The 18863-nt window shown below is 67.1% G+C and carries 15 protein-coding genes; 4 read left to right on the forward strand and 11 right to left on the reverse strand.

Translation table 11 applies throughout. The annotated features are described in order from the left end of the window. Window positions 1–148: 148 nt before the first annotated feature. From J3S28_RS28975 to sigM, 3 genes are all read right to left on the reverse strand, one after another. Window positions 149–922, reverse strand: coding sequence for an RsmA family anti-sigma factor (locus J3S28_RS28975; RefSeq protein WP_504970638.1), 774 nt, complete (start codon window positions 920–922; stop codon window positions 149–151). 71 nt (window positions 923–993) lie between these two features. Beyond that, complete coding sequence (gene mug, locus J3S28_RS23980; RefSeq protein ID WP_207843470.1) at window positions 994–1557, reverse strand: G/U mismatch-specific DNA glycosylase; 564 nt, start codon at window positions 1555–1557, stop codon at window positions 994–996. Window positions 1558–1573: 16 nt separating this feature from the next. Beyond that, a complete protein-coding gene (gene sigM, locus J3S28_RS23985) occupies window positions 1574–2164 on the reverse strand; it encodes an RNA polymerase sigma factor SigM (protein WP_207843471.1) in 591 nt (196 codons plus the stop codon). A 316-nt stretch (window positions 2165–2480) separates the two neighbouring features. Here sigM and J3S28_RS23990 point away from each other — a divergent pair, with 316 nt between their 5' ends. After that, the gene (locus tag J3S28_RS23990) at window positions 2481–3905 is read left to right on the forward strand and encodes a stealth family protein (RefSeq protein WP_237342057.1); all 1425 of its coding nucleotides are present in this window, start codon (window positions 2481–2483) and stop codon (window positions 3903–3905) included. Window positions 3906–3911: 6 nt separating this feature from the next. Here J3S28_RS23990 and J3S28_RS23995 read toward each other — a convergent pair whose 3' ends face one another. Beyond that, on the reverse strand, window positions 3912–4823 hold the full coding sequence (locus tag J3S28_RS23995; protein ID WP_207843472.1) for a phosphodiesterase: 912 nt from the start codon (window positions 4821–4823) through the stop codon (window positions 3912–3914). A 199-nt stretch (window positions 4824–5022) separates the two neighbouring features. Between J3S28_RS23995 and J3S28_RS24000 the strand changes: the two genes are divergently transcribed. Further along, complete coding sequence (locus J3S28_RS24000) at window positions 5023–5469, forward strand: NUDIX hydrolase (RefSeq protein WP_207843473.1); 447 nt, start codon at window positions 5023–5025, stop codon at window positions 5467–5469. Here the strand turns inward: J3S28_RS24000 and J3S28_RS24005 are convergent. Genes J3S28_RS24005 through J3S28_RS28840 form a run of 4 tightly spaced genes read right to left on the reverse strand, consistent with a single transcriptional unit; the run spans window position 5466 to window position 13274 of the window. Further along, window positions 5466–6083, reverse strand: coding sequence for a DNA-3-methyladenine glycosylase I (locus J3S28_RS24005; protein WP_207843474.1), 618 nt, complete (start codon window positions 6081–6083; stop codon window positions 5466–5468). The two genes, J3S28_RS24000 and J3S28_RS24005, sit on opposite strands and share 4 nt — an antisense overlap. Further along, window positions 6083–9703 (reverse strand): murein biosynthesis integral membrane protein MurJ, encoded by a 3621-nt coding sequence (locus J3S28_RS24010; protein ID WP_207843475.1) that lies wholly within the window; start codon window positions 9701–9703, stop codon window positions 6083–6085. The genes J3S28_RS24005 and J3S28_RS24010 overlap by 1 nt, the downstream gene beginning before the upstream one ends. Next, window positions 9700–12195 (reverse strand): DUF6049 family protein, encoded by a 2496-nt coding sequence (locus tag J3S28_RS24015; protein WP_207843476.1) that lies wholly within the window; start codon window positions 12193–12195, stop codon window positions 9700–9702. The genes J3S28_RS24010 and J3S28_RS24015 overlap by 4 nt, the downstream gene beginning before the upstream one ends. Before the next feature lie 11 nt (window positions 12196–12206). Then, entirely contained in the window at window positions 12207–13274 is a 1068-nt protein-coding gene (locus tag J3S28_RS28840) for an NUDIX hydrolase (RefSeq protein ID WP_307797390.1), read from the reverse strand. Between the two features lie 115 nt (window positions 13275–13389). Here J3S28_RS28840 and J3S28_RS24025 point away from each other — a divergent pair, with 115 nt between their 5' ends. Then, the gene (locus J3S28_RS24025) at window positions 13390–14859 is read left to right on the forward strand and encodes a CCA tRNA nucleotidyltransferase (RefSeq protein WP_307797391.1); all 1470 of its coding nucleotides are present in this window, start codon (window positions 13390–13392) and stop codon (window positions 14857–14859) included. Between the two features lie 26 nt (window positions 14860–14885). On the opposite strand, the gene J3S28_RS24030 is transcribed toward J3S28_RS24025, so the two are convergent. The 3 genes from J3S28_RS24030 to J3S28_RS24040 are packed head-to-tail and all read right to left on the reverse strand — an operon-like array spanning window position 14886 to window position 18182. Further along, window positions 14886–15692 carry a transglutaminase-like domain-containing protein gene (locus tag J3S28_RS24030; RefSeq protein ID WP_207843478.1) on the reverse strand — a complete coding sequence of 269 codons (807 nt, stop codon included), beginning with the start codon at window positions 15690–15692 and terminating at the stop codon, window positions 14886–14888. Next, window positions 15679–16608, reverse strand: coding sequence for a diacylglycerol kinase (locus tag J3S28_RS24035; protein WP_207843479.1), 930 nt, complete (start codon window positions 16606–16608; stop codon window positions 15679–15681). The genes J3S28_RS24030 and J3S28_RS24035 overlap by 14 nt, the downstream gene beginning before the upstream one ends. After that, a complete protein-coding gene (locus J3S28_RS24040; protein ID WP_207843566.1) occupies window positions 16605–18182 on the reverse strand; it encodes an FAD-binding oxidoreductase in 1578 nt (525 codons plus the stop codon). The genes J3S28_RS24035 and J3S28_RS24040 overlap by 4 nt, the downstream gene beginning before the upstream one ends. 62 nt (window positions 18183–18244) lie before the next feature. Here J3S28_RS24040 and J3S28_RS24045 point away from each other — a divergent pair, with 62 nt between their 5' ends. Continuing rightward, window positions 18245–18853, forward strand: a complete 609-nt coding sequence (locus J3S28_RS24045) for a TetR/AcrR family transcriptional regulator (protein WP_207843480.1) — start codon at window positions 18245–18247, stop codon at window positions 18851–18853. The last annotated feature ends 10 nt before the right edge of the window (window positions 18854–18863 follow it).

The following is an 18863-nucleotide window of genomic DNA, read 5'->3' on the forward strand; positions in this document are numbered from 1 at the left end:
GGCGGGCAGGGGTGGCACGATGCGGAGTCGGACATTGACGGCCGTGCTGACGGCACTGGCGGCCGCTGTCGGTCCCCTCCTGTGGGCTGTCGCAACCGATCATCTCGCCGTGGCGCCCATCGGGCTCGCCGCTGCTGCGGCGATGGCCTCACTGACTGCCGATGGTGGTCCGGCTGATCGTCGCAGGGTTACCCGTATCGCACGCGGCGCCGACCACGAGCGCGTCGAACCGCCCGATCGTGCCCGTGGCCAGCAATATCACCGTGGACGGATCACCGCCGGTATCGAGTGACCCGATCCCGAGGATCGTCGCGCTGGACGCGATGCCATTCGCGGCCAGACATCGATCACGCGCCGCGACATCCGGAAACGCAGAAACGTCGGTGCGGCCGAGAGCCGCGAGCAGAGTGGCCTCCGTCGGCGCTTCGACACTCGTAGGATTCTGCCCGCCTTCGGCGAATGCCGGCTCCGTCGAGCCACCGGTGAACGCAAAGGTGGTGGCCACGGCGATGCCTGCGACCGCGGCTGCCGCGGCGAGGCCGATCAGCGCACCAGAATGTCTGCGCCACAGGGGTATCGGTGCGGCCGCAGGGGGTGACCAAGCCATCGGGGTCTGCGTCGATCCTTGGTCGTGCAGCGAGCGCAAGGTCGCGTCCAGGGTGGCCTGCGCATAGTCCGGCAGCGGCTCGGAGCCCGCGGCACCCTCGCGGAGCTGACCCGTTGTGGCCTCGAGTGCTCGCCAGATCGCCATGGAGTCGGGATCGGCCAGCACACGTGGACGTAGCTGCTCGGCGATGTCGTCGGGATAGACGCCGGCATGCAGATCGGCCACCACGTCGACGGAATAGGGAGGTTCCGGCAGTTCCCGAGGCGGGTGACCCCGACTTCCGATACCGAACATCGTCGCCAGCTCCAGTTCCATCGTCTTTGTGATTCCCAGCTAGGACGCCGTCGTGTGACAGTTGGTTCCCGGTTTCCCGGCAACAGTTTTTCTCAAACGACTCCCGCGGCGACAGCTGCCTCACGATAGGCCGCCGCGAGGGTCTCGACGGTGTGATGCGCGTTGAGTCCGCTGGGATTGGGCACCACCCAGACCTCGGCGTTGCCCAGCCTCCGCTCCTGGCGGCCGGCCAGGGCCTTCTTCTCACCGAAAGCAGTTCGGTACGCGGTGATCCCCGCGACGGCGGCGACCCGGGGCGCCACCCGCTCGATGGTGTCCACGAGTTCGTGGGCCCCGGCCCGGAACTCGTCCGCAGACAGCTCATCGGCACGGGCAGTGGCCCGGTGGACCATATTGGTGATCCCCACTCCCCGCTCGATCAGCAGGTCTCTGTCGGCGGGTTTCATCCCGGCGGACGCGTCGATGACCCGGTCGACTATCCCGGCCCGGTGGAGAGCGGGATAGAACCGATTGCCGGGCCGCGCGAAGTGCGCGCCGGTCGCCGCCGTCCACAGGCCCGGGTTGATACCGACGAACAACAACCGGCAACCCGGCCCGATCAGGTCGGGTATCACGGCATCCCGGAAGGATTCGAGTTCAGCGCGGGTGAAGCCCATCCCTCCATTATGGGGTTCAGGGGGTGGGTTCGTCCGCCGTATCACGCAGATGGCCAAGTACCACAGCAAGTTTCGAGCGCCCGCGGGCACATCTACTCTTGATGGTCCCGCTGGGCACGCCGAGCAGGGCCGCGGCCTCGGCAACTGAATATCCCTCGATGTCCACTGCCACAATCGCATCGCGCTGCTCAGGTGGCAGCGTGTCGAGAGCGCGTCCGATCGACATCGACAGATCGATGTCGCCATGGTGGTCTCGCGGATCGGCGTATTGGCCGACATCGAACTCCGGCAGCGGCACCGTCAGCCGAGACTTGTTGCGCCGGATGCGATCCAGGCTCGCGTTGACCACAATACGGTGCAGCCAGGAACTGACCTTGGAGTCGGCGCGGAAGCGGTGAGCCATGCGATGGGCGTTGAGAAGCGCGTCCTGCAGGGCGTCGGCTGCATCCTCGCCGGTATGCGAGGTCCGCCGTGCAACGGCCCATAAATGGCCCTGATGGCGGGTGATCAGGATGCCGAACGCATCACGATCCCCCGACACATGCGCAGACAACAATTCTTCATCGGTACGCGAATCATCCCCACCGACCTTCCCCCACTCGGCCATGGATGGAGACTAATCGACGGTTATGCCCCGCGCGAGGGGGAACTGCAAAGCATCTGTTTGATGGACAACGCGTGTCCGGCACTACACTGAGTTGATCCCGGGGACTTCTCGGCCGTTCGCCGTCCCCGAAAGGATTCACACCACTTTGTCGTCTGCGCCGCACGAGATCTATCTGCTTCCGCCGGAACCCTCCCGCCACGAGACCGTTCTGCAGGAATCGGCCGCGTCGGTGGCCCGGCTCAGTGAGCGCTCCGATGTGGTCGGGTTCGAGGGCAGGTATGCGCTGAAGATCACCTCGACCACGCCACATGGGGCGATGGTCGAGGATCTGCTGTTCATCCGCGCGGTGCTGGACACGGCCGGCATCGAATATCTGCTGGTCCGGGGCAATGACGAACGCCCGGTCATCGCGATCGCGTGGACCGATCGCGCCGCCCTCAAAGCAGCGTTGGTCGACGCCTGCATTCGCGAACCGTTCTACTCGAAGACCGTGGACGCCGAGCGCGGGAAGGCCGTGCTGGTGGGCGACGGTGTGCTCTCCGTATCGCCGAAGGCCCGGATCTTCCGGCTGTACCGGCCGCGGGTCGAGCCGAGCAGCGGCCTGAACTACGGAGCTGCGACGGGTGTACAGATCGAACTGTGGTCCTTCGGCGACACCGACATCGTGCTGCCCATCGAGAACTCGCTGACCAGGCGCACCGTCCGCCGCGACGAAGCGGTGCGGGGCACGGTCGAGCGTTTCGGGAAGACCTGGCCGTCGATCGAGAACATGTTCGCCGGACATGCATCCGACATCGGTTTCGAGATCGACCTCGTCTTCTCCTGGGTCGATGGTTCGTCAGCCGAGTTCCAGGCGCAGCGGGCGAAGCGGATGAAGAATTACGTTGTCGGTGAGGGAGATACCTCAGCGGCTCGGTTCCGCCAGATCGACGAGCTCAAGTACGCGTTGCGGTCGGTTCACATGTACGCGCCCTGGATCCGTCGGATCTTCGTCGCCACCGACTCGCCGCGGCCGGCGTGGCTCGCCGACGACCCGCGGGTGACCTTCGTGGCCAGTGAGGACTTCTTCGCCGACACCTCGGTGTTGCCGACGCACAACTCGCAGGCCGTCGAAAGCCAATTGCACCACATCCCAGGGCTTTCCGAGCACTTTCTGTATTCGAACGACGACATGTTCTTCGGACGTCCGGTCGGGCCGCAGATGTTCTTCTCGCCGGGGGGCATCAGCTTGTTCATCGAAGCCGACACCCGAATCGGGTTGGGCTACAGCGATACTGACCGCAGCGGCTTCGAGAACGCAGCCCGGGTGAACCGGCGTCTCCTGCAGGAACGGTTCGGGCTCATGACCACCCGTCACCTCGAACACGCCGCCACCCCGCTACGCAAGAGCGTGATGGCCGAGATGGAGCGCGAATTCCCCGAAGAGTTCGCGGCAACGGCTGCAAGCGTGTTCCGGGCCAGCACCAACATCTCCGTCACCAACTCGCTGTATCACTACTACGCCTTGATGAGCGGCCGAGCGGTGGTGCAGAAGGACGCAAAGGTCAAGTACATCGACACCACCGGATATGCGGGCCTCAAGGCGATGGAGAAGATGCTGCCCAAGAGGGCCGTGGACTTCTTCTGCCTCAACGACGGGAGCTTTCCCGAGGTCGACCTCGAGCTCCGGACCAAAATGGTCACCGAGTTCTTGGACCGCTACTTCCCGATCGTTGCTCCGTGGGAGACAACGACGCTGTAGGCCTGCTCAGGCGCGGGTGCGCGCGCGTCGTCGCGTGCTGTCGGCGATGTACACGCCGGCCTCGGTGAGCCGCGCCGCGGTCTGCTCGGGCGAGACGTACTCCCCCACCGTGTCGAACGTGCCGATGGGTACGGCCGAGTGCACGACGGTGTCGTCGTAGACGTGGATGAGGTTGTAACCCTGTCCCCCGTCACGGCCACGCATTGCTCCGGCCGGCACGTTGAGGTCCTGGTTGTAGCACGTGGCTGCCGCCACCGAGACCGGTATGCCCGCAAACACGGCTGTTGTCGAATAGTGCAGGTGTCCGGCGATGATCGCCCGGACATCGGTGCCGCGCAACACATCTGCGAGCCGGTGCTGATCGCGTAGTTCGACGACGACCGCCAGATCCAGCACGCAGGGAACCGGGGGATGGTGCATTGCCAGGATGGTGCCGTGCTCGGCCGGGGTCGCCAGCACCCCCGTGAGCCAGTCGAGCTGACCGTCTGTCAGTTCGCCGTGGTGTTTGCCGGGCACCGTCGAATCGAGGTTGACGATCCTGAGTCCGTCCACATCATGGACGCGATCGATCGGTGTGGTCCCGGGTGCTTCCCGAAGCAATTCGACCCGGAAGCTCGCGCGGTCGTCGTGATTGCCCATGGCCCAGATCAACTCCGCGTCCAGCTCGTCCGCCACGGGCTCGACCATGGTCCGCAGCGTCTGGTACGCCGTCGGGTCGCCCTTGTCGGTGAGGTCACCGGTGAACACCATCGCATCGATGTCGACGCCCGACCCGGTGAGCTCGGCGAGGATCTGCCGTAGCCGGGCGGTGCTGTCGACACCGCCATAGAGGTTCTCGTCGCCGACGATCAGATGCGTGTCACTGACGTGGACGATGTAGTGGTTCGGCCGGGGATACTCGGCTCTGCGGACAGTCATCGCACTCTCGTTTCGAAATCGGACGTGCGCTGCAATACCGGCGATTGCCGCCACTCACACTAGCCAAACACACTGAGGATGCCCTGATGGGTACACACCAGGGTCGGGGTGTGAACAGGTGGCCACCGGCAGGGTGTACGCGGCGGCCGGTGCGCTCTGGCAGGCTGGTACGCGGTGCGCACGTGTGGGAAGGTGGCCAATGGATCGTCGACGGCGAGAAGCCGCTCGCATCGTCCTCATCGACGAAGCCGGCCGAACCCTGCTCTTCCGAGGTCTCGACCCCACCGATCCTGCCGCGGGATCGTGGTGGTTCACCCCTGGCGGCGGTCGCGAGGGTGACGAGACGCAGGAACAGACCGCGCGCCGCGAGGTGCTGGAGGAGACGGGATTCGAGGTCGGGCAGATGTCAGGTCCGGTGCTGCACCGGGAGTTCGACATCATGTTCGTCGGCGAGCCGATCCATCAGACGGAGGTCTATTTCGTCGCGCACGTGCCCACATTCGAGCCCCGGTCGGCCGGGTGGACGGAGTTGGAGCGCACGTCATTTCTCGACCACCGATGGTGGAGTCCCGAAGAGATCGAGGCCAGCACCGAGTTCATCTATCCGGTCAACCTGGCGGAATTGGTCCGGCGACACCGGGTTTAGCCGTTCCAGACCCCGGAACTGCCGCGCCGGAACGACGACATGAGGTGCGTGTCGACGATTCCGATCGCCTCCATCAACGCGTACATCGTGGTCGGACCGACGAACCGAAAACCGTTCTTTCGCAGTGCCTTCGACATGGCGACCGATTCGGGCGAGGTGGTGGGCACATCCGCGACCGACTCCGGTCGTGGCGTCTGCGGCGGCTTGAACGACCAGAGGAAGTCGACCAACCCACCGCCGGCACGAAGCTGCTGGGTGGCGCGCGCGTTACCGACGGCAGCCTCGATCTTGCCGCGGTGCCGGATGATCCGGGCATCGGTCAACAGGGTGTCGATCTCCGCGTCGCCGAAGCCGGCGACCGTGTCCACGTCGAAGTCGCAGAAGACCTCGCGGAACGCCGGACGCTTGCGCAGGATGGTCGCCCACGACAGGCCGGCCTGAAAACCCTCGAGCACGAGGCGTTCGAAGTGGGCGTTCTCGCCGGACACCGGCATACCCCACTCGGTGTCGTAGTAGTCGCGCATCAGCCCCGGCTGTGCCGCCCACACCGGACGGACGAGTCCGTCCCCACACAGCACGGCGCCCTCGGGGAGATCGTCGTCGGACCGTGCCATCAGCCCGTCATCGAGACCTGGCTGATCGCACCCTGGTAGCGGCCATTGTCATTGCGCGGCAACGACGTCAGCCACACGAGCACGTACTTGGACGGTCCGGCGCCCGTGATCGGGATGCGCGTCTCCTGCGCTTCCAGAGTGGCCGCACCGACCCGGCGGGTGGTCTCGAAAGCGGCCTGCGGATTGTCGGCGGTCCGGATCTCCACCTGGATTCCCGGGGTGGGTGTCCGGATGACGACGTCGGTGAGGGTGGCATCACGCTCGAGGGTGAACATCAGTCCGAGACCGGGTTTGAGGTTGCCGAATCTGGGTCCACCGCGGTATTCGTCGGTCTGCCAGGGTGGTGCCTGCCCGGTGATGACGTTGTTCAGGTTCTGCCTGCTGTCGGGCTCCTGATCGGAGTAGTCCAGCATCGAGACCGCGGTCAGGGGTACCGGAGCTGCTGCCACCGGGGCACCCTCGGCTCCGGAGGCCGGTGCCGACGACGAGAAGATGGAGTCGATGTCGGGTGTCGAGTCGTCGGCGCCGAACGAGTTGCTCGCCCAGACGACCAGCGCGATGACCAGGAACAGCGTCAGCAGCGCGGCGCCGGCGATGGTGGCGATCATCCGAACCGAACGGGGTTTCTTCTGTTCGGTGCCACCCGAGCCCAACATGCGCGGTTTTGCACGCGGAGTCGAGCTGACGGGGGCTCCCCCGGGCCCGACCTGCGCGATGAGGTCGGTCTTCTGATCGAGCACCGTTGCCTGGTCGAGAACGTGCTGAACCGTTGCTGCGGTTCGGATACCGCTGTTGCCCTCCAGCGCCCGGGCGGCGACGGCGGAGATCTCGAACGGCACGTCAGGTCGTTCGGCGCGCGGTTCGCGCGGCAGGTTGTCCGGGCCGGGGGCCGCAGGAGGCAGGCCACCGACCGGCTCGTTCGACTTGCGGCTCGTGGTCAAGGTCGAGCCGGTGTCGGGGTCCAGCGGCCAGCGGGCGAGTAGTAGGGCGTACAGCACTGCGCCGAGTCCACGGACGTCGGTCGACTTGTCGGCGTCGGCGAGCGTTCCGGGGAACGCCACGAACGCGTTGCCCTCCTGGCTGATCCGGATACGCTCCGGGTGGTCGATCGAGAGTGCGCCGCCGTTGCGGTGCGCGGATTCGGCTGCGGCCGCGAGTGCGCGAACGGCCCTGGCGGCGCCGACCGGTGAGGGGCCCGACTTCGCGACGTCGGCCAGCGACGAACTCGGAACCCATTCGGCCACAACGATTCCACCCGAGGAGCCGCGCACGACGTCGAGAACACGCGAGATCCCGGGGGAATTGATCCGGCCGAGTCGCAGGGTGCGGGACAGGACGGCCTGGGGGCCTTCGTCGCGGGGATCGATGCGGGCACCGGGCTCCGGTGGCGGCGCGACCTGCTGGGCATCGACGAACGTCAGGGCGACATCACGATCGAGGTTGATGTCGCGGGCCTGCCAGAACTGCAGACCGCGCGACCCGCCGTGGTGCTGCAGCAATCGGTACCGCCCGCCTGCCACGGCGGCTCCCGGTACGAGTCGCGGCCCTCTGCGCGAACGCAGGTCGGGTACCGGGCGGTCGGACGCGGGCGCCAGATTCTCTCGCGGGCGTGGCTGCTCGATTCTTGCCTTCGTGGTCGGCTGGTCGTCGCTGCCGCCTCCGGTCCGGGAAACCGCGGTGGTAGGTGCAGGCCCGGCGGCGGGCGGTGTGTCGGCATCTTGATTCGTCATCGCACCTACTCCTCTCCTTCGATAGCGCAAGTCGGCGGGCGCCCGGACATCCATCCCGGCCGCGCCACCACTGGTGACCGCATAGGCCTGCCAGCTCGATGTTCCCCGGTCGAAACGTCGGATGACTTCGACTTGACCAGAATACGGAACGGATTCGTCGGCAGAGATCCGCGGGAACTGCACGGTCATGGTGGCCGCGCCGTCGGTGTCCGGTTCGGGTGCCGGAGCGATGGCCGGGATGAACCGGCCGAGCAGCCGGCGCACGGCGACCACCACGGCCAGCACGTCGGGGACCCGGAGCAGGGTCAGCACGGTGTAGGTCAGGCCGATGGCGACCACCGCGACCAGGAACAGGTACGCGACCGATCCGAGCTTGCCGTGCTCGGTTGACATCCGATGCAGCCCCGACACTTCCGCCAGGCCCCAGACCAGTGCACTGCACGCGACGGAGGCGCCGATGGTCCACAGGACCGTGCGACCCACGTTGTCCATCCGGGCCCCGCCGAGTCGACTACGGAGCAGGTAGTGGCCGACGATCGCGCCGACCAGATAACCCAATCCGTTGGACAGCGCCAACCACCGGATCACCGCGTCCGGATCGTCGAACAGGACGGGCCCGAGATACGACGACGCGACCTTCACGGCGGTGATGCCGATCACCATGTAGGTCGGGGTCCAGGCGTCCTCGCGGGCATAGAAGACGCGTAGCTGCACCAGGGTCATCGCGTACGGGATCATCGTGAAGGCGCCCCAGGAGAGCACGCTGCCCAGTTGCGATGCGGTATCGGCGTCGAACTTGCCGAAGTTGAACACGGCCACACCGATGGCCGGTCCGAAGAACGTCATGAACGCGATGATCGGAACCATCGACACCATCGTCAGCCGGGTGGCGAGTGAGAGATCATCGACCACGGCGTGGGTGTCGTCGGCGGCGGCGTTGCGGGAGAGCCGCGGCATGATCGCGGTCAGGATCGTCACCCCGAGTACCCCGTAGGGCAGCTGAAGCAGCTGCCACTGGGTGGCGTAGACGCTGACGCCTGCCTCACTGGCACTCGACGCGATCCGGTAGGTGACGATGAGGCCGACCTGGAGCACGGCGACGTAGATGACGATGGCCAGCGCCATGTTGCCGAACTTGCGCAGCCGCGCGTCCAGACCCCACTGCAGGCGCAGTTTCACGCCGCTGCGGCGGATGGCCGGCACCAGGACCATCGTCTGAGCCACCACGCCGAGCGTGGTGCCGACACCGAGGATGAGGAGTTTGGTGTCTCCCATCCGGACCGGGTTCAGAGAGATCTCCCCCGGCGCCGCCGCGTACGCGATCAGGGTCGTGATCTGCACGATGTTGTTCAGCACGGGCGCCCACGCACCCGGTTTGAACAGGCCCTTCATGTTCAGGATCGCGATGAACAGCGCCGACAGCCCGTAGAAGAGCACCGACGGAAGCAGCAGGAATGCCAGTGCGGTGGCGAGATCGCGGTTGACCTTGCCGTCACCCAGGTTGAGTATCGTCAGCGCCGGCGCCGCGACGAGGGCGAGCAGAGTTGCCACACCCAGCACCACGACGGTGAGGGTGAAAATGCGGTTGATGAAGCCCGCTCCCCCGTCCGCGTCCTCGCGTTCGGCCCTGACCAGGACGGGAATGACGATCGCGGTGAGCACCGCGCCCAGCACGACTTCGGCGACCATGTTCGGCAGCACGTACGCGGCCTGGAACGACGATGCGATGGCCGCACCCAGCAGGGCGAGCACGAGGACGGTGCGCACGAATCCGGTGATCCGGGAGATGAGCGTGGCGAGTGCGATCGAACCGCTGGTCCGCAGGACGCTGTCGTCGGAGGGCTGGGTGGGAACCACCGGTGTCGAACCCCGTGATCCTCCCTGGGTCATCGGTGTCCGCCGTCCGGGTGATGGCCACCGCGTTCGGGTGGACTGTGCAGTGCGCGTGAGTCGGCCATCAGGCGATCTCGTTCGTCGGGCTCGGGCCGATCAAGGTCAGCCGGGTCGGGCTCACCCCTGAAACGGTGCCATAGACGGCGTCCGGCCAGGAAGACCAGCAGCACCCCGGCGCAGATCGTGATGATGAAGAGCGGTTTTCCATATGCGTTGGAATGTACTGACAGGTTGATGGGATCGCCCAACGGGACGCCGTTCGCGGTCACCAGACCGATCGCGACGGTCATCGATCTCGACCGGTCGGCGCGGGTGGGGACCTGGATCTGGCGGGTGCCGTTCGGGGGGATCTCGATCACGCCGAGGTCGCCGACGGTCATCCCGTCGGGCACCGCGATGTTCAGTCGCACCCGCATCGCCACCGGAAGATCGCTTCGGATGACCAGCAGCAGGGGGCTGCGTTCGGACGCGAGTGTGAAGCGACCCCCCGGATCGAGAATGCCCACGCCGTCCCGGATGCTCGCCACCGTGATGGAGACCGCCGAGGTACGCATGTTCGCCGCGTGGCCCGCCGCGTGCTGATCCTGCGGGGCCACAGACGCCAGCGCGCGCAGCAGATCTTCCCGCAGTGGGGCCATGTAGGCGGCGGGGGTGATGGGGACATCGGCTCGCTTGGTCATCGCGTCCTGCAGCTCCGAGATCTGCGCGCTGCTGGTGCGCACCGTCGCGATCGCCTGGGGGCTGGGGCCCGCGACCTGTGCGGTACGGGGAGCGACCAGGGTGGCTCCGGTGGGCGTGGAGGAGGCGGTTGCCAGTTCCGTGGCGATGTCGGGCAGAGGCCGCGGCACGGCCAGGTCGGAACCGAGGAGCATCGTCATCGCCGAGAGCACCGCCTTGGTGTCCTCGGGCGTCGCCGACCACGTCGGCGGTGCGATCAGCACCTCACCGCGGCCGATCCGGTCGGCGATCGGATCGGCCGGCGGCGGTGTGCTCTGCTGCCGGGTGGCTTCGGGTGTCGCGCCGCTCGCCGACGGCGCGAGAGCGGAGAACATCAGCGAGGCGATTGCCGTCTGCCGCCTGGCCTGCTCGGAGCCGTGCACCCAGCCCGCACGCTGTGCGTTCGGCGTCACCTGGGCCGAGTGCGGGGTGGTCCCCAACGCGGCCAGTGCGCTGGCAAGGGCGGGATCGTAGGTCTGCGCCGCGAGGTCCTGGCCGAGGGGATACAGGCCGTCCGGTGAGGTGGGCGAGGTGTTGGCGACGCCGGAGGCTGCGACGACGGCGCCCGTGGACCCGGTGTCGCGGACCAGATCCGCCCCGGCGTCGTCGAGGACACCTGACGCCGGGATGGCGAGTCCGCGCACGCTCTTGACGCCCAGGATGGTGTCGACGATGTCCGCGGGGGCGCGGAGCCCGACCTCGGAGAGATCCCTGTCCGCCACCTGGGTCAGGGCGGCGGTGTCGACGTGAGCGAACGACGTCGCGACGACGCACGTCTGGCCCGCCAGGGCGCTGAGCCTGTCGAGGAAAGCAATGGCCTGCGGGGTTCCGGTACCTTCGCGGGCCGGCCCGGTGGGATCGCCCGGATCGGTGGAGACGAGGTAGGGCTCGGTCATCGCCTGCACGCTGACCAGCAGGTCGGGATCCACCGCCAGGCACAGGCTGCGGGAGAGCTGGGAGTCCGGATCGTCGGCGTGTACCTGCTCCATCGCCGTGAGCAGATGGTCGAGGCGGCCGCCCGGTGAGATCGACTGCTGAAGACCGTTGTCCATCAGGCGCACGGTCTCGTCTCCCCCACCGGTGACGCCGGGCGCGAGCGAGGCAGGGGCGGCGATCGGCCACAACATCGTCAAGGCGACCGGCGAAGACGTGTCCGGCGGCACGGAGCCGTCTCCCCCGATCGGTGCCGTGGCCGGGTCTGCTCCCGGATCAGTGGTCTGGGCGCGGTCGCGGTCCGGCGGCAGCCCCGTCACGGGCAGCAGCGTGCGCGAGTCGTCGAGTCTGGCCGGAACACCGTAGTCGGGGGTGCCATTGACATTGATGAGGATCGGATAGACGCCCGGACTGTCGATCTGAAGACTGGGATCGCCGGAACTGTTGTCGGACAGATTGATTTGCAGGGTGAACGGGACGGTCTTGCCGGGCGCGAGCTGTTCTGAGATGTCCTGGAAATCGCCGACGACCTCGAAGCTGTTGGCGTCGGCGGACAGGGAGTCCCCGAGTCCCGCGCTCGTGGTCACCTCCGGTGCCCGTTGCAGACGCATCGCGATGTTGCGGACGGGACGATCGCCGACGTTGGTGAGGGTGCCACGGGCCGTCACCGTGCCGGGACTGGTTGTGGTGACCGTGGAGGGGTCGATCGCGTCGAGCGAGATGCTCAGGAACTCCCCGGTCGCGGTTTCTCCGTCGCCGGGTGCGGCGCCGGCGAGTGGTCCGGACCCGATCCCGAACATCACCGCGAGCACCCCCAGCAGTGCGACCAGCACCTGCATCGATCGTGCCTTCACGTGGCGTCAGGCGGGCCGGAGCCGGCCGGCGGACTGTGCGCAGCCGGTGCGCCCGAGGACTCATCGCCGTCGCCACCCCGGCCGGCACCGCGACGCCCGCGGCGCCGTCGTCGTCGAGGTTTCGCGACCACGGGCGGCTCGTTGCGTTTCTGGTTGCGGGCGGCCGCCGCCTTCTCGTAGGCGTTCGGCTCGGTGCGGGCACCCTGCGACTCCGATTCCGCCATGCGGTCCGGGTCGGCGGTCAGTTCGGCGATGACGTCCTCGGCGACCCGCGCGAGCCGGCGCTCGTCGGAGTAGGTCAGTCGTCGGGGCAGATCGGTCAGCGGCACCCACGCGACCTCGGCGACCTCGTAGTCGGCGTCGGAGAGTTCTCCGCCGGTGAACCGCATCAAATAGTGGTGGACGGTCTTGTGGATCCTCTTGCCCTCGCTGACGAACCAGTAGTCGATCTTGCCGAGGGGCGCGACGACGTTTCCCTTGATACCGGTTTCCTCGGCGACCTCGCGGATGGCGGTCTGTTCGGCCGTCTCCCCCGTCTCGATGTGACCCTTGGGCAACGACCACATCATCCGGCCACGACGGTCCACCCGACCGATGAGGGCGGCGCAACGTTCTTCACCGGGTCCGTCCAGACCCGACACCATCAGGCCACCGGCCGAGGTCTCCCTGACCGTGCGAAGACGCTGCTTGGCGAGGTTGGCGGGCACCTTTGGCGGTGCCTTGGTCTTGCCGACGTCCGACGGCTTGACCTGCGCGGTCCTACCCTCGGTGACCGGGTTCCCGGCCACTCCGGTCGCCTCACTGCGGGCCGCCTCGGCGCTGCTGTCGGCAGGCCTGGACGGTTTGCGTCGACGGCCGCGACGGGATCGGCGGGAGCCGCCGCCACCCGACTCGGTCCCGGAGCGATCATCGGCCGATTGTTGCTCTCCACCTGCGGGTTGTTGACGCGGCTCGGTTCCGTTCTGGTTCGTGCCGACATCTCGAGCGGCCCCGCGCCTACCGCCGCGCCTGCGCCGTGGGCGCCGGGCGACGTCCCTGTTCGGCTCGGTGGGTTCGGCTGACACCCAATAGATGCTAGTCGTGTGTAACCCGCTGTTTGCTCCAGCGTGGCCGTTGGACGTTGCCGGGAGACGAAGCCGGAGGCGGAGCTCGAGGTCTTCGTCGGTACTCTGGCGTTTCGTGACAACTCCTGCTGATTCCACAGATGACCTGGCCGCCGCCGAACGACGGACCAGGTTACTGGCTGCGGCTGCGGTGTCGCTGAGGAGTCTGTCGGACGTGCTCGACCCGCTGGGAGCGCGATTCGCGGCAGCGGGATTCGAGCTGTATCTCGTCGGGGGCTCGGTGCGTGACGCGGTGCTGGGGCGCCTCACGAACGACCTCGACTTCACCACCGACGCCCGGCCGGACAAGGTGAAGGAACTGCTGCACGGCTGGGCGGAGGCGATCTGGGACACCGGTATCGATTTCGGCACCATCAGCGCTGCCAAGGCCGGGCATCAGATCGAGATCACGACCTTCCGGGCCGATTCTTACGACCGGGTGGGGCGCAATCCCGAGGTGCGGTTCGGTGACCGTCTCGAAGACGACCTGATCCGCCGCGATTTTTCCATGAACGCGATGGCGGTGAAGATCGGGGACGACGGCAGTCAGCAGTTCGTCGACCCTCTCGGCGGCCTGGACGCTCTGCTCGCCGGGGTGATCGACACGCCCGCGGCGCCCGAGGACTCCTTCAACGACGATCCGTTGCGGATGCTGCGCGGCGTCCGGTTCGTCTCGCAGCTCGGCTTCTCCCTCTCCCCCGGCGTGTTCGCTGCGACGGTGCGGATGGCTGCGCAGATCGAACGCATCACGGTCGAGCGGATCGCGGCCGAGCTCGACAAGCTGATCCTCGGAGAGCACGCCGTCGAGGGTGTCGACATGTTGTGTGAAACGGGTCTGGCCGAACGCGTGATGCCCGAGATCCCCGGGATGAAATTGGCGATCGACGAACACCACCAGCACAAGGACGTCTACACCCACTCCCTGACGGTGCTCTCGCAGGCGATCGATCTCGAGGACGGCGATCCCGACCTGGTGCTGCGGTGGGCCGCGATTCTCCACGACATCGGCAAACCGGGTACGCGCAGGCATGAACCCAATGGCGGCGTCAGTTTCCATCACCACGAGGTCGTCGGAGCGAAGATGGTGCGCAAACGGCTGCGCGCACTGAAGTACCCGAAGGCCGTGATCGAAGACGTGGCCAATCTGGTGTTCCTGCACCTGCGATTCCACGGATACGGCGAGGGCCAGTGGACCGACTCCGCGGTGCGCCGCTATGTGACGGACGCCGGTGAACTGCTCCCCCGGCTCCACAAACTCGTGCGGGCGGACTGCACCACCCGCAACAAGCGCCGGGCACAGCGACTGCAGCAGAACTACGACAACCTCGAGGCCCGGATCGACAAGATCGCGGAGGCGGAGGATCTCGCACGTGTCCGGCCTGATCTCGACGGCAACGCGATCATGGAGCTACTCGGTCTGCCGCCGGGTCCACAAGTCGGTAAGGCGTGGCGGTACCTGAAAGAACTACGCCTCGACCGGGGGCCCATGTCACACGATGAAGCCGAAGAGGCCCTGCGGCAGTGGTGGGCGGAGCAGCAGGACTGACAACGTCTGGGCAGAACCGGCGGCGTCTAGGTGAGCGACACCAGTTGGCCGAGATCGTCGCTGGGGAGTTCACCGTCGACGACCGCGGTGACCGTCGCGTTATTCAGCACAATGCCGCCCTTGTGGTTGTCGAGGAAGGCGGTGTCGGCGGCGTCGCGGCCGGTGGCGATCCGGACCAGGGTCTGCCGCGGTGCGAGACAGGTCGCATCCACCACGCGCCACTGCCCGTCGACGAATGCCTCGGCGACGGCATGGAAGTCCATGGGGTCGCAGCCCGGTGCGTAGACCGCCACCAGTCGCGCCGGAACGTTCACCGCCCGCAGCGTCGCGACGACGAGATGTGCGTAGTCGCGGCACACCCCGGCTCCGGCGAGCAGCGTGTCCGCGGCTCCGTCGATGGGATCGCTCGAACCCGGCACATAGTCGAGATGCGTTCCCACCCAGGCCGATACCTTCTCCAGCAACGTGGCCGGTTCGGTGATGTCGCCGAATTGCTTTGCGGCGAAACCGAAGAACTTGTCCGCCTCGGCATAACGACTGGGACGCAGATACAGTGACAGATCGTAGTCGGACACCGGTGCGGGCTCGGTGTTGCCGATCACGGTGGCCTCGTACTTGGCCTGGAGGTTGCCCACGCCCGCGTGCATCATGTGGATGCGGTTACCGTGGGCGCCACTGATCTCGCGGACGTCCAACGGGCGACCGTCGAGGAGGAACGACAGCGACTCCGTCACCTCGGCACCCGGATGTGGCGCGATCGCGATCTGGAACTCCAGATCGGTCTCACCGGTGATGTCGACGTCGAGCTGGGCAGATACGTCACGTTTGAGCACGAGACTCCTTCGAGGGATTGCGAGGTACCAGAAAGGTTACGGCACCGGGGAGGGTTTCGATGGTCGCGGGAAGCATGCCGACCCGGTCGCCGTCGGCGTAGATGGGTGCGGCGGGCTCGCATTCGAGCACGATTTTTCGACCCCGCAGCTGTTCGACCTCGGGCCGGTGAATGTGTTTGCCGCTGTACACCGTTGGGAAGAGCGTCAGCAGACGTAGTCGGGAGCCGCTGAGTACGAGCGTGAGGTCGAGCAGCCCGTCGTCGATGATGGCGTCAGGTGTGATGTGCATCCCTCCGCCGTACGAACGGGTGTTACCGGCCGACGCCAGGACGAGATCGCGTTCGATGGTGGTGCCGTCGACGGTGATCCGGTAATGGAATGGCTTCAGCTTCGCGATCTCGGCCACGGCTGCGATGGGATACCGCAGTTGACCCTTCGGCCGCGAAAGCATGTTCGCCCGTTCGGTGACCAACGCATCGAGCCCGGTCGCCGCGACCGTCCCGAACACGGAGTTGCTGCCATCGGCGAGAGTGATCTGGGCAAGGTCGATGCTGCGTTGGTGACCGGCGCCGATGATCGCCGCGGCGGCGACCGGATCGTCGATCGGGATACCAAGTGCGCGTGCGTGATCGTTGCCGGTACCGGCAGGCATCAGGCCGATGGACGTGCCGGTCCCCCGCACCGCCACGAGCGCCAACCTGATACTGCCGTCGCCGCCGATGACCACGACGGCATCGTGATCGGACCGGGCGGCGCTGTGCGCCAACTCCTGCGCGTGGGTCGCGTCGCGGCCGATCATCTCGGTGACGTCGAGACCGTGGGCGCGGAGCGCCCCCAGTGCGGTCTCGGCGGCACCGGCTCCGAGACCGTGACGTGCGGAGGGGTTGATCAGTGCGGCAATGCGCCGGATGGTCATGGGATCAGTTTGCCCGGGTTCAGGATCCCGGTGGGGTCCAGGGCGTCTTTCACCGCGCGCAGAATCCGCACGCCGACGTCGCCGATCTCTGCCCCCACCCACGGTCGATGGTCGGCACCGACCGCGTGGTGGTGGGTGATCGTGCCACCGCCGGCAACAATGGCCTCGGACGCAGCGGCTTTCGCGGCCTGCCACTGCACGATGGGATCACTGTCACACCGGTAGACCACGGTGAAGTAGAGCGACGCGCCGGTGGGATAGGTGTGCGAGATGTGGCAGAGCACCAGTGCGGGTGATCCGGACGTCGCGATCGCATCGGTGAGCGCGGTGGTCACGACGTCTTTCAGTGCGCAGAGGTTGTTCCAGGTGGTGGCGGTCTCGAGCGTTTCGCATCCGACCCCGACGGCGAGAAGCGCGTCGCGAAGATAGGGCGCGTCGAATCTGCCGTGTTCCCAGGCCTGCCCGCGCGGAGCGCCGAGGGACCGTCCGCCGGCGTCCGACAACAGGGCCGCGGCCAGCTCTTGCCGTGCCTGCGCAACAGGGCCGGTGCCCTCGAAGGTGGTGATCGCCAGGGCACCGCCGGAGACGGTGTCGTCGGTGGCGCCGATCTTGCCGGGGCTCGCGAGGTTGACCGCTGTCTCCGCCTCGTCGGACAGTCGCATCACCGTGGGACCGCCACCTTGCTGCGCGACCGCGCGCAATGCTGCTGCACCCGTGACGAAGTCAGGAAAGTGCCAGGCTTCGTGGAGCGTGACCGGTGCAGCGGCACGTACTCGCAGGGTGACCTCGGTGATGATCCCGAAGGTGCCTTCCGAACCGAGGAACAACTGGCGGAGATCGGGGCCGGCTGCGGTCTTGGGGGCGCCGCCGAGGTCGAGGATGCCCGTCGGGGTGACCACTCGCAGGCCCGTCACCATGTCGTCGAACCGTCCGTAACCCGCCGACGCCTGCCCCGACGATCGCGTGGCCGCGAACCCACCGATGGTCGCGAACCGGAAGCTCTGCGGGAAATGGCCCAGCGAGAACCCGTGTGCGCCGAGCAGTTCTTCGGCCCGCGGTCCGGTGACCCCGGCGCCGAGAGTCGCCTGGTTCGACACCGGATCGATCGCGACCAGCCGGTCGAAGTTGCAGAGGTCCACCGAGAGGACGGCGCGCAGACCGCCGGCATCGGGGTCGAGGCCGCCCACGACGCTGGTACCGCCGCCGAAGGGCACCACGGCGATCGACCGGTCGGCGCACCAGCGCAGGAGTTCGGCTATCTGAGCGCTCGTCGCCGGCGCGACGACGGCGTCGGGGGCGTCCTGGTGGGGTTGCCGGCGCCGGAGCAGATCGAGGGTGGACTTCCCGCCCGCCCTGATCAGCCGGTCTCCGTCGGCTGTGGCGACGGTGCCCACGATGGCCTCGAGTTCAGCGACGTCGGTGCTCGTCAGGCGGCTGGGGGAGAGCTGGATCTGCGCCGCAGCCGGTGCGGAGACCGGGTCGCCCGAGATGCCGAGGACCTGGCCGAGCAGGTCTTTCACGGGCTGGGGAAGAGTGGTGGCGGACTCGGCGGAGCCCCAGGCATTCCACTGCATCGGAGGAAGCGGCAGTACGTGCTGGGGATAATCGGCGCTCATGCGTTACAGTTTTACATAACATGTCAATCCGTAACGATAGTCCCGAACTCAGTTCTCGAGAATCCGACCCGACGAACATCACCGACCGCGTGCTCGACGCAGCCCGGAGCTGCATGTTGCGCGCGGAGGGCGGCAAGATCGCCCTCGCGGAGGTGGCCAGGGTCGCCGGCGTCAGCAGGCCGACGGTGTACCGCCGCTGGCCCGATGTGCAGTCATTGACCGGCGAACTCCTCAATCGTGAGATGGCCGAGGTGCTCGGCGCGGTACCAGAACGTGGCAGCACACTGGAGGAGCAGGTCGACCGCTTTGTCGACGTCGCCCAGGGCCTGCAGGAGAACGCGCTGTTCGCCGTGCTGTGGCGCGAACCCGCCACGGCCCTGGCGCAATACGTGTCGGTGCGCCTGGGCACGAGCCAGCAGATGTTGCTGGCGATGATCGAATGGGCCATCGGCGAGGGCCAGGAGCGCGGCGACATCCGCCCGGGTAGGCCGGATCAACTGGCTGCGATGGTGTTGCTGATCAGCCAGTCGGCAATCCAATCGCATGCATTGGTCGCTCCCATCCTCGGTGACCGATGGACGACCGAGTTGCGGTACGCCCTCATGTCCTACCTCAGGATCCAGTCGTGACCTCCGAACC

Source organism: Williamsia soli (assembly GCF_017377795.1).
Classification (GTDB): Bacteria; Actinomycetota; Actinomycetes; order Mycobacteriales; family Mycobacteriaceae; genus Williamsia; species Williamsia soli.